General features: G+C 67.3%; 9 protein-coding genes. 7 read left to right on the plus strand and 2 right to left on the minus strand.

Going from position 1 to position 15,083, the window contains the following annotated elements; translation table 11 throughout:
- Window positions 1-28: 28 nt before the first annotated feature.
- The 4 genes from DRB06_RS04930 to DRB06_RS04945 all read left to right on the plus strand — a co-directional run bounded on the left by DRB06_RS04930 (window position 29) and on the right by DRB06_RS04945 (window position 6,971).
- Window positions 29-457 carry a nuclear transport factor 2 family protein gene (locus tag DRB06_RS04930; protein ID WP_111819274.1) on the plus strand — a complete coding sequence of 143 codons (429 nt, stop codon included), beginning with the start codon at window positions 29-31 and terminating at the stop codon, window positions 455-457.
- Window positions 458-1,367: 910 nt separating this feature from the next.
- Window positions 1,368-4,304, plus strand: coding sequence for a UvrD-helicase domain-containing protein (locus DRB06_RS04935; protein WP_111819275.1), 2,937 nt, complete (start codon window positions 1,368-1,370; stop codon window positions 4,302-4,304).
- A 196-nt stretch (window positions 4,305-4,500) separates the two neighbouring features.
- Entirely contained in the window at window positions 4,501-5,748 is a 1,248-nt protein-coding gene (locus tag DRB06_RS04940; RefSeq protein ID WP_108966767.1) for an alpha-amylase family protein, read from the plus strand.
- A 203-nt stretch (window positions 5,749-5,951) separates the two neighbouring features.
- A complete protein-coding gene (locus DRB06_RS04945) occupies window positions 5,952-6,971 on the plus strand; it encodes a CPBP family intramembrane glutamic endopeptidase (protein WP_108966769.1) in 1,020 nt (339 codons plus the stop codon).
- Window positions 6,972-7,166: 195 nt separating this feature from the next.
- Here DRB06_RS04945 and DRB06_RS04950 read toward each other — a convergent pair whose 3' ends face one another.
- Both DRB06_RS04950 and DRB06_RS04955 read right to left on the minus strand, forming a co-directional pair.
- Window positions 7,167-9,620, minus strand: coding sequence for a glycoside hydrolase family 3 C-terminal domain-containing protein (locus DRB06_RS04950; RefSeq protein WP_111819276.1), 2,454 nt, complete (start codon window positions 9,618-9,620; stop codon window positions 7,167-7,169).
- Between the two features lie 60 nt (window positions 9,621-9,680).
- Complete coding sequence (locus tag DRB06_RS04955) at window positions 9,681-11,309, minus strand: MDR family MFS transporter (RefSeq protein ID WP_234416134.1); 1,629 nt, start codon at window positions 11,307-11,309, stop codon at window positions 9,681-9,683.
- A gap of 324 nt (window positions 11,310-11,633) precedes the next feature.
- Between DRB06_RS04955 and DRB06_RS04960 the strand changes: the two genes are divergently transcribed.
- From DRB06_RS04960 to DRB06_RS04970, 3 genes are all read left to right on the plus strand, one after another.
- The gene (locus DRB06_RS04960; protein WP_111819277.1) at window positions 11,634-12,941 is read left to right on the plus strand and encodes an ABC transporter substrate-binding protein; all 1,308 of its coding nucleotides are present in this window, start codon (window positions 11,634-11,636) and stop codon (window positions 12,939-12,941) included.
- A gap of 175 nt (window positions 12,942-13,116) precedes the next feature.
- The gene (locus DRB06_RS04965) at window positions 13,117-14,169 is read left to right on the plus strand and encodes a carbohydrate ABC transporter permease (RefSeq protein ID WP_111819278.1); all 1,053 of its coding nucleotides are present in this window, start codon (window positions 13,117-13,119) and stop codon (window positions 14,167-14,169) included.
- Window positions 14,166-15,041, plus strand: coding sequence for a carbohydrate ABC transporter permease (locus DRB06_RS04970; RefSeq protein ID WP_073327007.1), 876 nt, complete (start codon window positions 14,166-14,168; stop codon window positions 15,039-15,041). Before DRB06_RS04965 ends, DRB06_RS04970 begins: the two co-directional genes overlap by 4 nt.
- The last annotated feature ends 42 nt before the right edge of the window (window positions 15,042-15,083 follow it).

Genomic DNA, 15,083 nt, shown 5'->3' on the forward strand with positions numbered 1-15,083 from the left:
AACCACCCTGAGAAAGTAGAGAACACTCATGCCCACCGAACTCGAGCACAAGGACGCCATCCGCGAGGTCGTCGACCGCTTCTCCAACCTGGAGATCGACGTCGCCGAGCAGTCCAAGCTGTTCACCCCGGACACGCACGTCGAGGTGTACAACGCCGACGGCTCGAAGATGATGGAGTTCGACGGTGCCGACCAGCTGGTCGAGCTCTTCGGAGCCGCCATGGCCGCCGTTAAGACCTCCTTCCACATCAACGGCCAGCAGGTCATCACGATCGACGGCGACACCGCCACCGACGTCCACTACGGGCAGGCCCTGCTCGTCCAGGAACAGGACGGCAAGGACGTGCTCCTGTCGCACTCGATCCGCTACATCGACACCCTGGTTCTGCGCAACGGCGTGTGGCGCATCAGCCGCCGTGAGCAGCACTTCGTGATCTCTCAGACGAGCGACTACTGACGCGCACTACTCGCGATGCGGCTACGGCTGAGCCCGTCTCCCGATTCAGCGGGGGACGGGCTCAGCCGTCGCTTTGCTTAACGGATGACGGTGCCGGTGTCCTGATACTCAAGACTGCTCGCTTGGTGAGCTGTGTCAGGGCGGGATTACCGGTTCTTCCGGTATGGGGGGTGTGCGCGGTGGGGCGAGATACTGCCTGACTATCCGTCACCGAAACACGCCAAGAAACTTGACCAAGCCCGAGAGCCACCAAGGGGGTGATTGTCATGATTCGGGACAAACGGGTCCGGCGGTGCCGGCGGCCGTGAGCGAAACGTTGGAATCATGCGGGTGCCGGATCACCCCCGGCGGGTGTTAAGGCTCGTTTGTCCCGACTGGTGACACTCTGGGCCATCATCCACAGCGATATGCGGGCCGACGGCAAGTCGGTTGCTGCCAGCACGCCCGCGGGCAGACAGCTCAGCATCCCACCCGCACGTTGGCCCGCTATCCCTCCTTACCCGAAGAAAGGAAGAGGCTGTCAGCTACGCCGGTTGGGCGTTAACAACGCTACTTAACGCTCTGCTGTATACCTCGGAGCCCTTCAGCAGACCGTTAACAGGCGTTGTTAACCCCGAAGTGGCGTAGCAGATGGCCTCACCATCGGTCCCTGGGAGGCGCGGGCAGTGAACCCCGGCGCGGTGAACTGACCCGGCAACGGACGGCGGTAGGAAATGTCCGAGATCGGCATAACGGAGTCTGAGACGGCGAGTGGCACCTAGCAGATCGTTGGTATTCTGCGGTTTTGTCGGGTGTGGCGGCTACAGGCGGCGGCGTTCGTGCCGATCTTGGACAGTTTCAAGGCTGTCGGCACGGTTACCACGGACAGCAGCCGGGGCAGGGCAGCAAACCGTCTAGGCTTGGCCCCGAGATGAACGACGCGATGAACGCCCTCTTCGGCGCACTGCCCATGCCCGGTTCCGGCTCCGAGGCCACGCCTCCGCCGGAGGCCGCCCTGCCCTCGCTCGACCCGGCTGGTGCCGCCTGGGACGACGACTCGTGGGCCGACGTCGAGCCTCCCGCCGAGGAGGATCTGGCTGCTTACGGCCCCGACGAGGAGACCTCCGCCCCCTCGGCCGCCGATGAGGCCGCGGTCGCCCCCACCTGGGAGGAGCGTCAGGCAGAGGTCTCGGCTCTTGTCGCCCGTGCCCAGGCCAACGCCGCGGCGGCGCGCGCCCGCGCCGGCGTGAACGGCAGCGTCGCGGGTGCGGCGGGCGGCCCCGGCGCCCTGCCCCGCTACGGCATTACCGTCACGGACCCCGCCGAGCTGCTCGCCGGACTCAACCCCGCCCAGGAGCAGGCCGTCACCCACGCGGGCTCGCCGCTGCTGATCATCGCCGGCGCGGGCAGCGGCAAGACCCGAGTACTGACCCACCGCATCGCCTACCTGCTGGCCACCGGCCGCGCCCGCCCCGGCGAGATCCTCGCCATCACCTTCACCAACAAGGCCGCCGCAGAGATGCGCGAGCGCGTGGCCGGCCTGGTGGGCCCCGCGGGGGAGCGCATGTGGGTGTCCACCTTCCACTCCGCATGCGTGCGCATCCTGCGCCGCGAGCACGACGCCGCCGGGCTGCGCTCCACCTTCTCCATCTACGACGCCGCCGACTCCACCCGCCTGATCACCCTGATCGTGCGTGAACTCGGCATCGACCCCAAGCGCTTCACCCCCAAGACCTTCGCCGCCCGCATCTCGGATCTGAAGAACGAGCTGATCACCCCGGCGGAGTTCGCCGAGCACGCCGTGACCTCCAACCCCTTCGAGCGGCACCTGACCGAGGTGTACAGCGCGTATGTGCGGCGGTTGGCGGCCGCCAACGCCCTGGACTTCGACGATCTGATCATGCGCACCGTGCAGCTGCTGCAGGCCAAGCCGGCGGTGGCGGAGATGTACCGGCGCCGCTTCCGGCACGTGCTCGTCGACGAGTACCAGGACACCAACCACGCCCAGTACGTGCTCGTGCGCGAACTGGTGGGCGGGCCCGGCACCTCCGGTGCCGACTCGCCCGTCCCACCGGGCGAGCTGACCGTGGTGGGCGACTCGGACCAGTCCATCTACGCCTTCCGCGGGGCCACCATCCGCAACATTGAGGAGTTCGAGCAGGACTACCCCAGCGCGCGCACGATCCTGCTGGAGCAGAACTACCGCTCCACCCAGAACATCCTGTCCGCCGCCAACGCGGTGATCGCCCGCAACACCGGGCGCCGGGAGAAGAACCTGTGGACCGCCTCCGGCGACGGCCCCAAGATCATCGGCTACGTGGCCGACTCCGAGCACGACGAGGCCCGCTGGATCAGCTCCGAGATCGACCGGCTCGCCGACGAGTGCGGCATTCGCCCGCGAGACGTCGCCATCTTCTACCGCACCAACGCCCAGTCCCGGGCGCTGGAGGAGGCCTTCGTCCGCTCCGGCCAGCCCTACAAGGTGGTTGGCGGCACCCGCTTCTACGAGCGCCGCGAGGTCAAGGACGCCATCGCCTACCTGCGCGCCGTCGACAACCCCGACGACGACGTCTCCATCCGCCGCGTCCTGAACGTCCCCAAGCGGGGCCTGGGGGACAAGGCCGAGGCCGCCCTGGCCGAGCATGCCGCCCGCTACGCCGTCTCCTTCGGCACCGCCGTGGCCGACGCCGCCGGCGCCCCGCGCCCTGGGGAGGACGAGGGCGCGGAGCCGCCCGCCGTCGTCGGGCTGACGACGCGCGCCACCCGGCAGGTGACGGGCTTCCATGAGCTGCTCACCTCCCTGCGGCACTCGCGCGACGCCGGCGACGGCGTGGCCGACATCCTCGACGCCGCCCTGGACGCCTCCGGCTACCTGGCGGAACTGCGCGCCAGCGACGACCCGCAGGACGCCAGCCGGGTGGAGAACCTGGCCGAGTTGCACGCCGTCGCCTCCGACTTCCAAGCCGCCAACCCCGACGGGACGCTTGCCGACTTCCTCGAGCGGGTCTCGCTGGTGGCCGACTCCGACCAGCTGCCCCCCAGTGCCGACGTCGCCGACCAGGCCGAGAACCGGGAACAGGCCGAGGTCCAGGCCCGCGAGCAGGGGCAGGTCACCCTGATGACGGTGCACACCGCCAAGGGGCTGGAGTTCCCGGTCGTGTTCGTCACCGGGCTGGAGGACGGCACCTTCCCGCACGCGCGCTCGCTGGCCGAGGAGACCGAGCTGGCCGAGGAACGCCGCCTGGCCTACGTGGCCGTCACGCGCGCCCGCGAGCGCCTGTACCTTACCCGCGCCGCCGTGCGCTCCGCCTGGGGCACCGCCACCGCCATGCCCCCCTCCCGCTTCCTCGACGACGTCCCCGAAGACACGATCGAGTGGAAGCGCATTGCCTCCTCCATGGACGCGCTGCGCGGCGGCGGCACCGGCTGGGGCGCCTCCTGGGACGAGGGCGGCTTCGGCGCGCGCCGCGGCTACGGGCGCCGCAGTGAGGCGACCCCCGACGACGACGGCGACTTCGCCCCCGCCATCGGCTCCGGGCGGCGCACCCGCACCGGGAAACTGGGCCGGGTCGAGACTCCTAAGGACCGGGCCGAGGCGCGTCGCGCCAAGCGCCTGGCGGCGCGCGGCAAGCCGGTGCGCCTGGGCACGGCGCAATCCGAGGCCGAGTCCGCGCAGTCCGCCCTGCCCGAGGCGGTGGCCGGGCTCAAGACCGGCGACCGGGTCCGGCACAAGACCTACGGGGAGGGCAGTGTGATCGCCATCGAGGGTACGGGCCGCTCCACCGTCGCCCGCGTGGAGTTCACGATCGACGGCGCCCCGGCCACCAAGCGCCTCATGCTGCGCCTGGCGCCGGTCGAGAAGCTCTGAGAGTCGGATCGGCGCCGCACGTTTGCACACACCCGTGCGGCGCCGCCCACGACGAGCGCCGACGATGTTATGTTGACCACGCCTATCCGAAGTTAGCGGAAGCAGGGCGCACCGCGAGCCCGGGCCACGCGCGTGGCCCAGTGCTCGTCCGTGACCCCGCTCAGCGAAGCCGCACCGACTCAGCGAAGGAGTTCCCGTGTCCTCTTGGAGTGATTCCTGCATCTGGTGGCACGTCTACCCGCTGGGCTTCACCGGTGCGCCGATTCGCCCCACCGAGGCCGAGCGGGTGCTCACCCCCCGGCTGGACGCCCTGGAACCGTGGCTGGACTATCTGATCGCCCTGGGCGCCAACGGGTTGGCGCTGGGGCCGATCTTCACGTCGGAGACCCACGGCTATGACACGGTCGACTTCTACTCCATCGACCCGCGCCTGGGGGATGACGCCGCCTTCGACCGGCTGATCGCCGCCTGCCGCCGACGCGGCATCAACGTGATGCTCGACGGCGTGTTCAACCACGTCGGCACCGCTCACCCGAGTTTCCGCGCAGCGATGGCCGGGGACGAGCGGGCGCAGGAGCTGTTCCGCCTGGAGCACACCGATGCCGGCGTGACCCACCAGGACTTCGAGGGGCACCGGGGCCTGGCGGCTCTCAACCACGACTCCGACGCCGTCGTCGAGCTGGTGGCCGACGTGATGCGCCACTGGCTGCGCCGCGGGGCCATGGCCTGGCGCCTGGATGCCGCCTACGCCGTCCCCCCGGAGTTCTGGACGCGGGTGCTGCCGCGCGTGCGCGAGGAGTTCCCCGAGTCCTGGTTCATGGGCGAGGTGATCCACGGCGACTATGCGGACATCGTGACCCGCTCCGGCATGGACTCGGTGACCCAGTACGAGTTGTGGAAGGCAATTTGGAGCTCACTGCTGGATGAGAACTTCTTCGAGCTCGACTGGTGCCTCAAGCGGCACAACGAGCTGCTGCCCGCCTTCACGCCCCTGACCTTCATCGGCAACCACGACGTCACCCGCATCGCCAGCAAGATCGGTGATGCCAAGGCGTCCCTGGCCGCGGCGATCCTGTTCACCGTCGGGGGGATTCCGTCGATCTACTACGGGGACGAGCAGGCCTTCCGTGGAACCAAGACCGAACGACTCGGCGGCGACGACGAGGTGCGGCCCGCCTTCCCCGCCGGCCCCGAGCAGCTCTCGCCCCTGGGAGCGCCGATGCTGCGCCTGCACCAGGACCTGATCGCCCTGCGCCGCCGCAACCCGTGGCTGACCACCGCCACCACGGTGACCCGGAACCTCGACAACCGCGCCTACAGCTACGACACGGTCGGCCCCGACGGGCAGCGGCTCGCCGTCGAACTGCGCCTGGAGCCGACTCCGACCGCTACCGTCACCGCCCCCGACGGACAGGTGCTGCGGATCGGGCGCGCCGACGGCTAAGGCGTGTGGGGCTCATCGATCCCCTATGCGCCGAGGTCGGTCGTTGTTACCACCGAGGTCGGTCGATATGGTTCGGACGGCGGCCCGGGTATTGCGCCTTTCCTTCGGGTGCGCGTCAACGGGTACGTTAGGTCGCGTCGGGGATCGAGCTGCGCCCCCGCATCCGCCAGCAGGCAAATGCCCGAAGAACCGGAGGAGACCACATGCCTACCGCGCCCATCGATTTCCCCGGTGCTGTGGTGCCGCCCCGGACCGTTCTGAGCGGCGTGGGCCGGAAGCTGGACCGGTTACTCCCGCCTGCTGTGCCGCTGGCACGCTCCGCGCCGGCGGCATCCCGTCGCTGGGGTTGGCAGTTGCTTGCCGGTGTGGGTGTTTTCGCGGTGGCGCAGTCGACGGTGCTATTGGGTACGGGCATCGCCGCGACTGTGACAGGCACCCAGGGCACGGGTAGCCGGATGGATGACATCTACAGTCAGCCGTTGAGCTTCGCTATTGGTGCTTGCGTATCCGCCCTGGTGGCGGTGGGCGGCTATTGGGTATTCATGCGCTGGATTCGTGGCGTGACCGTCACCGAGCTCGCGGGACCCGGAAAGATACGCGAGTACGCCGTCGGCCTGGGGTTGGGAACACTACTGATAACGGTCGTAGTTGCAGTGCTCGCCGTGTGCGGCTGTTACCGGGTGACGAGTGTTGGGTGGGACGAGGGCGTACTCATCGGCATTGGCACCGGTCTAGCCGCAGGCTTCGCGGAGGAGATCCTGTTCCGGGGCCTGCTGCTGCGACTGCTGGAACAATGGCTCGGCACCGGTTGGGCGCTGGGACTGACCGCGGTCCTGTTCGGGGCCGTGCATATCACCAATCCGGAGGCGAGCATATTCGGCGCCGTGGCGATCATGCTGGAGGCTGGCGTCTTGCTGGGTGCCTGCTACCTGGTGACGCGTCGGCTCTGGCTGGCCTTCGGGACGCACACCGCATGGAACTTCGTCCAGGGCGGCATTTTCGGCTCCGACATCTCCGGCACTGGTACGGGGCGCGGGCTGTTCGAGGCACGCTTTACCGGCCCCGAGTTACTGACCGGCGGTGACATGGGAATCGAGGGCTCCCTGGTGGCCGTAGTGGTGTGCACCGCAGCGGGCCTGGGGCTGATGCTGGTTGCGCGCCGCCGCGGGCTGCTGTTGCCGCGCCGCCCGCGCGCAGGCGCAATGACTCAGAAAGCGCAGTAGCCCAGAGGGATTGGCGATTCTTCCGGCTTGTGGGTGTCGGGTTGAGGAGGGGCGGTTGTCGCGCTGGTCCCGGCGTGTGTTGGGGCGGAGTGTCAAAATCGCTGACAAACGCCGCGGGTACCCGCTATGGCCGGTGCGAGACCCGCATGATTCCAACGTTTTATTCGAGGTCGCGGAGGCGACCGGCCCCGTTTGTCATCGATTTGGACACTTTCCCGATCGGGCGGCGGGCGTGGTGGCCGCCATGCGCAGCACGTGCAATGCCGTTTGCTGCAGCTCGCCCAGGGTGAGGCGCTCGCCGCCGGTGTCATCCGGTGAGTAGCCGGCCAGTACGGCGTCGTCATGTCCCTCGGCACGGGTGGAGGACCAGGTCTCGCCGCCGGGCATGAGCACGTCCACACCCGCGCGCACCCGCGTGGCGGAGTCCTTAAGTTGCGGGAAGTTCGGGTCGGGCGCATAGCGCATCCACCAGTCGGTCATCACATTGCCCCGGTAACCCCACTCGCCGCGCAGGATGGTGGTGACCAGGTCGTAGTTGTAGTGGGCCCACTGGCCGTTGACCTTGTTGTAGCTGGTCATGATGTTGTGCGGGTCCGCCTCCTGCACGCAGATGCGGAAGCCGCGCAGGTAGATCTCCCGCAGAGCCCGTGCAGATACGCGCGAGTCGTTGTAGATGCGGTTGGTCTCCTGGTTGTTGCAGGCGAAGTGCTTGGGGCATGCGGATACGCCCTGCGACTGGATGCCGCGTACGACGGCGGCCGCCGCCAGCCCGGTCAGCAGCGGGTCCTCCGAGTAGTACTCGAAGTTGCGTCCACACAGCGGGTCGCGGTGAATGTTCATGCCCGGCGCCAGCAGCACGTCCGAGCCCTTGCGGAGCATCTCCTGCCCGTGCAGGGCGGCCAACTCCTCCAGCAGCGGCGTGTCCCAGGTGGAGGCCAGGGCGGTGCCGCAGGGCAGCAGGCTGGCGTAGGCGGACACGCGAATCCCGGAGGGTCCGTCGGTGGTGATCACCGGCGGGACGCCCAGCTCGCGCAGGCGCTCGGTCAGCCCGCCGAAGGCACCGGCGTTGCCCGGCGCACCCAGCGGAGAATTCATCTCCACATCCCCGTAGGCCAGTTGTGCGAGGTCCTCCACGCCCAGCTGGGCGACGAAGGCCTCCATGGTGGCGTGCCCGGCGACCACATCGCTGAACCGGATGCCGACGTCGCCCGTCGGTTCAATGGCCTGTGGCAGGTGCGCCAGGATGCGCTCACGCAGGTCGACGGTGGCCGTGGGGACGGCCTCCCAGCCGGCCTGCACCCGGCCCTCCGCGTCACGCGTCACCGTCATGCGATCGAAGGGAACGTCGGGGGAGGGGGCGAGCGCCTCCTGAAGCTGCTCGATCACCTCGGTGTTCTCCACGACGACGGCGCCGGCTTCGACGGTCTGCCGCACCGAGGTCCCCACGTGCACCGGGTAGGTGCCGGACTCGATCACCCAGGCGTGGGCGTGACCGGCGCGACCGTCGTCGTCGAAGGAAGCCAGACGCTCCCGCGGGAAGGAAACCATCACTTCTTGGGTCTCGCCAGGGGCGATCACGCCGGTGCGGGTGAAGGCGACCAGTTCCCGGGCCGGGCGCGGCAGGGCGGCGTCGGCGGGCCCACCCCGGTAGACCTGCACCACCGTGGCTCCCGGCCGCGGCCCGGTGTTGGCGACCCGCACCCGCGCGGTGATGTCGGCGTCGACGGAGACGGAGTCCAGACGCGCCTGGCTCAGGTCGAAGGAGGTGTAGCCCAGGCCGTGCCCGAAGGGGAACAGCACCTTCTCGGGCGCGAAGGTCTCGAAGTAGCGGTAGCCGACGAACACGTCCTCGACGTAGTTGTTGAACTCCTGGCCTCCGAAGTTCGCGGCCGACGGGTAGTCCGCGTAGGCGCGGGCAATCGTGTCGGTCAGGCGCCCACCCGGCTCGGTGAGACCGGTGAGCACGTCGGCCACTGCCCGGCCGCCCTCCATGCCGCCGGGCCAGGCCAGCAGCAGGGCTGATACGCCCAACTCCTCGGCCCAGGACAGGTCCATGACGTTGCCGGAGTTGATGATCACCACCGTGCTTTCGAAGTGCCCGGTGACCTGCTCCAGCAGGGTATGTTCGATATCGGTTAGGTAGTAGCCGCCGGGCTCCAGCACATTCTCCCGGTCCTCCCCAGCCGCTCTACCAATGACGACGACGGCGGTGCGGGCCCGGGAGGCGGCCGCGGCGACCAGCTCCTCGGACACCTCCATCTCCGGGTAGAAGCGCGGCCAGTTACCCCACTCCTCGGTGGGCGGCTCCTGCGCGTTGCACCACTGCCGGTAGGTGGAGGCCAACTCGGCGTCGACGCTGACGCCCTGCTCCACCAGGCTGCCGAGCAGGTTGGTGGTGTACACGGCGTTGACGTCACCGCCGGAGCCGTAGCCGACGGCGAACCAGTCGATCTGCACGCGGCCGAAGACCGCGACCGGCTCCGTGGGGGACAGCGGCAGCACGCCGTCGTTGGTGAGCAGGACGGTGCCCTCGGCGGCGGCTCGGCGGGCCAGCTCGGCCAGGCGCGGGTCATAGGAGCGGTCGGCGTCGGGGGCGGTAGCGGAGGTGTTCAGGTTCTGCGCGACCTCGCTGGTGGTGTTGGCGGTCATGGCTGATTGTCTCCGTAGAAGTGCATGCAGGTCGGGTGGGACGGCGGTGTCAGGCCAAGCCTAACCGTCCGTGCGGTCGGTGTGATAGGCGTCGGCGGGCCCGTTCTCGGCGAGCTCCTCCTCAAGCTGCTCCAGGCCGGTTTTGGTCGACAGCGGGATCGGCTTGAACAGGCCCGCGACTGCTGCCGCCACCAGCAGCACCGGGGCCAGCGACAGCAGCACGGGAGCCAGCGCATGGTGGTAGGCGTCCACCACTGCGGCGCCCGTGGTGGCGTTCAAACTCCGAGCGATGGCCGGAGTGATTGAAGCGGCCTCACGCGAGTCGAAGCCGAGGGAGAGCAGGGACGCGGTCAGGCGGCCGGTGAACAGCACGCCAACGACCGTGTTGCCGATCGACACCCCGATCTCCCGGAAGAAGTTGTTGGTGGAGGTGGCGGTGCCGAGCATGCTGGCGGGTAGCGCGTTCTGGATGACGAGGACGCTGAGTTGCAGGAACATCCCAATGCCGATTTCCAGGACGAATACGGCCACGCCGGTCCAGGCCACGGGGGCGTCGGCGGGCAGCAGACCCAGCATGGCCATGCCGGTCGCGGCCACCAGCGAGCCCACGATCGGGAAGGGCTTGTAGCGGCCAGTGCGGGTGACCAGAGTGCCTGACAACAGCGACCCGGCGAACATTCCGACGCTGCCCGGCACCAGCAGCAGACCGGACATGGTGGCGGAGACGCCGTGGACCATCTGCAGGTAGGTCGGCAGGTACCCGTTCATGCCGAACATGCAGGCGGCCATGAGCACCGAGACGACGGTGGCGATGATGAAGGTGTGATCGGTCAGTACCTGCAGCGGCAGGATCGGGTCTGCGGCGCGCCTCTCCACCGGGACGACGGCGGCCCAGGCGGCCACGGTGACGCAGATGAGCCCCAGCATTACCGGGCTGCTCCAGGCGTAGGTGGTCCCGCCCCAGGTGGCGATGAGAACGATCCCCGCGGCGCCGATGCTGGTCAGTGCCAGCCCGGCCCAGTCGACGCTGAAGCTGCTGGAGCGCCGCGGCATGCGCAGCGCGATGGCTACCGCCACCCAGGCGAACAGGCCGAAAGGCAGGAAGAACCAGAAGATCCAGCGCCAACCGAGCCAGTCCGACAGCCATCCGCCCAGAAGCGGGCCGAGAATGGCGGCAATGCCGAACATGGCGCCCATGGGCGCCATGTAGGTGCCGCGTACACGTGGCGGGATGATGTCGCCGGTGATGGCCTGAGAGCAGATCATCAGGCCACCACCACCCAGGCCCTGTACGAAACGGAAGACGGTGAAGGCAAACATGTCGGTCGCCAGGCCGCACAGGGCCGAGCCCCCGACGAACAGCGCAATGGCCAGCAGGTAGAGCCGCTTGCGGCCCACGAGGTCGCCGAGCTTGCCGTTGATCGGCATGGCCAGCGTCTGGCCGAGCGTGTAGGCGGTGATTGCCCAGGACATGTGTGCCACGCCGCCCAGGTCGCCAATGACGGTCGGCAGTGCGGTGGCGATCACCGTGTGGTACATCGCGGTGAGGAACTGGACCATCATCAGGCAGATGTACACGACCCAGAACCGCCGGTCGGGGCGGAAGGTCATGCCCTCGACGGTGCCGGAGATCCCCTGCGAGTCCGGCTGCGCGTTCATCTGTTCGCCGTGCGTGGGGGTGTTGCTCATTACCTCGAATCTCTCCTCGCGGCACGCCAAGTGGGGAAGGGCCCGAAGCCGGGAAGGGCGTGCCGCGCAACAAATTTTGCCAAACGTGCGGGTGCGCTGCGAAACCAGTGCGGAGAGGTATTGGGCACCCCTGGTGCACAGGAGTCGACCATCCCGTTGGATCACGATCTCGTAACGACGAATCCTGTCGGTTGCGGGCTGTATTCCGTCGAGGTGCTGGCTGGGCTACATTGATCTCGCCATACAGTCGACGCGCGTCGACGGCGTGTGTTCGTCCAACCGAGTGAGCGAGCCCGCGCGTGGTGTTTCAAGGAGGAAAAGCACATGGCATCTCGTTTACCCCGTCGTCGTTTCATCCAGGGGTCAGCTGTGGTCGCGGCCCTGTCCGCCGCGGCCGCCTGTTCCGGCGGCGGATCCAACAGTTCAGGCACGAGCGCATCCGCCGCGTCAACGGCCGACTTCACCGGCACGGGACCGATCACCTGGGTGCAGGGCAAGGACAACTCTGATGGCAAGGTGCAAGAGCGCATCGACGAGTGGAACGAGCTCTACCCCGATGAGAAGGTCACGCTGATCGAGTTGTCCGCCGAGGCCGACCAACAGCGGCAGTCCCTCATCAACAACGCCCAGACGCAGTCCGATGCGTACGACGTGATCTCCATCGACAATGTATGGGTGGCCGAGTTCGCGGCCAACCAGTGGGTCGTGCCGTTGCCCACGGATGAGCTTAAGAACGACGACATCATCGAATCGGTGTGGGAGACCGGCCTGTACATGGGCACGTTGTACGGGATGCCGTTCGCGACGGACTCGTCGATCATGTTCTATCGCAAGGACTTCCTCCAGGAGGCCGGCGTCGAGGTCCCCACCACCTGGGATGAGGTCAAGTCCGCCATCGACGCCGTGCGGGCTCTGCCGGGGCACGAGGACATTGGCGGGTTCGGCGGCCAGTTCGCCAAGTACGAGGGCCTGACCTGCTGTGCCAGCGAGTTCATCAACACCGCCGGCGGATCCTTCTACGACGATGAGGGCAACGTCACCATCAACTCTCCGGAGGCGATCGCCGGACTGCAAACCTTGATCGACGGGTTCAAGGACGGTTACATTCCCACCGATTCCCTGGAGTGGAAGGAGGAGGACGGGCGCAACGCCTTCGAGGCCGGCAACCTGCTCTTCTACCGGCAGTGGCCCTACCAGTACGCCAACAACATGGCGGCCCTCGGGGAGGAGAAGTTCGGCGTCGCCGCCCTGCCCAGCATCGACGGCAACGACTTCGTCCCCACCCTGGGCGGGCACAACTGCGGAATCTCCGCCTATTCGAAGAACAAGGCCACGGCGCTGAAGTTCGTCCAGTGGTGGACGAGCCAGGAGTCTGAGAAGTACGCGCTTGAGACGCAGACCCTCGCGCCTGTCATCGGATCCCTGTACGAGGATTCCGAGATGCTTGAGCAGTTCCCCTACCTGCCGACGCTGCGCGAGTCGCTCGACTCGGCGAAGGGGCGTCCGAAGGCAGTCTCCTACGGTGATGTGACCGCCGCTATCCAGGACGCCATCTACCCGGCCATTCAGCAGCAGACCACGGCCGAAGACGCCATCGCCACTCTCGAGAGCTCGCTGAACGCCCTGTCCTGACGCGCAACAAGGCCCCGGCGGGGCTGACGTCGGTTGAAGTGCGCGCCGTCCAACCCGTGGTGGGGCGGGAAACGTACCCGCCCCACACGCCGGGCGTCTTGCGCCTGCTCGCGGCGCGGCCGCGCAACCGGTTGCCCTAACAGTGAACCAGATGAGTCAAAGACATGAGCCTGCCATGAGCACCAATATTCAAGTGCCGGATGTGAATCGCCGGTCGAAGGCCAGTCGGGCGCAGTCACGTCTGGCGTGGCTGCTAATCACCCCGACGATGATCGTACTGACGATCGTCATCATCATTCCCGTCATCCAGTCGCTACAGCAGTCCTTGTACGGCAAGGCCGGACTCGACCCGGAAACCGGGTTTGTTTCCGACGTCGAGCCCTTCGTAGGACTGGACAACTACACCGCCATTTTCAGCGACGCCGGATCCCACTTCTGGACTGCCGCCTGGAACACCACGCTGTTCGGCGTCGTCACCGTCGTCCTGGAAACTATCCTCGGTGTGGCAATGGCGCTGATCATGCACCGGGCCATGCGTGGACGCGGCTTCGTCCGCGCGGCGATCCTGGTCCCGTGGGCGATCCCCACTGCCGTGTCCGCCATCCTGTGGAGCTGGATCTTCAATCAGAACGGTGTGGCCAACGCCATCCTGGGACAGCACATCATGTGGGCATCGGGTAATGCGTCAGCGAAGCTGACCATCATCATCGCCGACGTGTGGAAGACCGCACCCTATATCGGGCTGCTCACGCTTGCCGGGCTTCAGGTGATCCCGGATGAGGTCTATGAGGCCGCCAAGATCGATGGGGCGAATGCTTGGAAGCGTTTCACTCGTATCACCCTGCCACTGGTGAAGCCGGCGCTGGTGGTGGCAGTTTTGTTCCGTGCCCTGGATGCGTTGCGGATGTTCGATCTGCCCTACATCCTGATCGGCCCGCGCAAGAGCTCAGTCGAGACGATTTCGATGCTCGTGCAGGACGAGGCCTCCAACCTGCGTTATGGCTCGGCGGCCGCCTACGCGCTCATCCTGTTCCTGTACGTGTTCATCTTCGCCTTCGCGTTCACGCGCATCACCCACGCCGACCTGGGTGCCAGTACCCCGCGCCGTGGCGGCAGACGGGGCCGCAAGCTTCCCGCCACGGTCTTCCTGCCGCGACGGCGGCGAGCGGCGGCCGACGCAACGCATGCGAACCCCATTATCGAGACCAGTGAGAGGAGCGCGTCATGAGTACAGCAGCCGCTTCGGCGCCGGTGATCGAGCGTCCCCGGAAGAAGTTCGACTGGGCCGGCGCACTGTCCACCTTCGGCATCGTCCTCATCGTCATCTACTGTCTCGCCCCGTTCTACTGGATGTTGGTGTCCTCCCTGCGGCCTGACACGGAGATCTTCGAGAACACCTGGTGGCCCAGGCACGTATCCTTCGAGAACTATCAGGCGGTGTTCTCCGCCAAGAACAACTTCGGGCAAGGGCTGATCAACTCGCTCATCGTCTCCGTGGTGGTGACCGTGGTTGCCCTGGCAATTGCCACCTTCGCCTCCTACGCGCTCGCCCGGCTGGACTTCCGCGGCAAGAGCGTGCTGCTGCTGGTGGTGCTGGCGACCTCCATGTTCCCGCTCGTGGCCATCATCGTGCCGCTGCTGAAGAACTTCTCAGCCTGGGGCTGGATCAACACCTATCAGGCTATGATCATCCCGGACCTGTCGTTCTCACTGCCGCTGGCCGTGTGGAACCTGACCAGTTTCTTCCGCCAGATGCCTCAGGAGTTGGAGCAGTCCGCCATGGTTGACGGCTGCACGCCCGGGCAGGCGTTCCGCAAGGTAATTCTGCCGATCGCCGCGCCCGGAATCTTCACCACCGCGATCATCATCTTCATCGGCGCCTGGAATGAGTTCCTGGTGGCCGTCACGATGATCAATGACCCGACCATGCAGCCGGCCACCGTACTGCTGTCGAAGTTCACCGGCGCCTCCCAGTTCAACACGCCCTTCGGCTCACAGATGGCTGCGGGCGTGGTGATGACACTGCCGTTGGTGATCATGGTGCTGCTTTTCCAGCGCCGTATCGTTGCCGGCCTGGCCGCGGGCGGCCTGAAGCAGTGACCCATGCGGTCCGGGTGCGCGCTGTAGGAGGGCGCGCACCCG

Origin of the sequence: Actinomyces sp. Z5 (genome assembly GCF_003287795.1) — a bacterium.
GTDB lineage: Bacteria > Actinomycetota > Actinomycetes > Actinomycetales > Actinomycetaceae > Actinomyces > Actinomyces glycerinitolerans.

Excerpts from the sequence above, each read along its gene's own strand:
- DRB06_RS04935 (WP_111819275.1), top strand. The coding sequence starts at position 1,368 with ATGAACGACGCGATGAACGCCCTCTTCGGCGCACTGCCCATGCCCGGT.
- DRB06_RS04970 (WP_073327007.1), top strand. The coding sequence starts at position 14,166 with ATGAGTACAGCAGCCGCTTCGGCGCCGGTGATCGAGCGTCCCCGGAAG.
- DRB06_RS04945 (WP_108966769.1), top strand. The coding sequence starts at position 5,952 with ATGCCTACCGCGCCCATCGATTTCCCCGGTGCTGTGGTGCCGCCCCGG.
- DRB06_RS04930 (WP_111819274.1), top strand. The coding sequence starts at position 29 with ATGCCCACCGAACTCGAGCACAAGGACGCCATCCGCGAGGTCGTCGAC.
- DRB06_RS04965 (WP_111819278.1), top strand. The coding sequence starts at position 13,117 with ATGAGCACCAATATTCAAGTGCCGGATGTGAATCGCCGGTCGAAGGCC.
- DRB06_RS04950 (WP_111819276.1), bottom strand. The coding sequence starts at position 9,620 with ATGACCGCCAACACCACCAGCGAGGTCGCGCAGAACCTGAACACCTCC.
- DRB06_RS04955 (WP_234416134.1), bottom strand. The coding sequence starts at position 11,309 with ATGAGCAACACCCCCACGCACGGCGAACAGATGAACGCGCAGCCGGAC.
- DRB06_RS04960 (WP_111819277.1), top strand. The coding sequence starts at position 11,634 with ATGGCATCTCGTTTACCCCGTCGTCGTTTCATCCAGGGGTCAGCTGTG.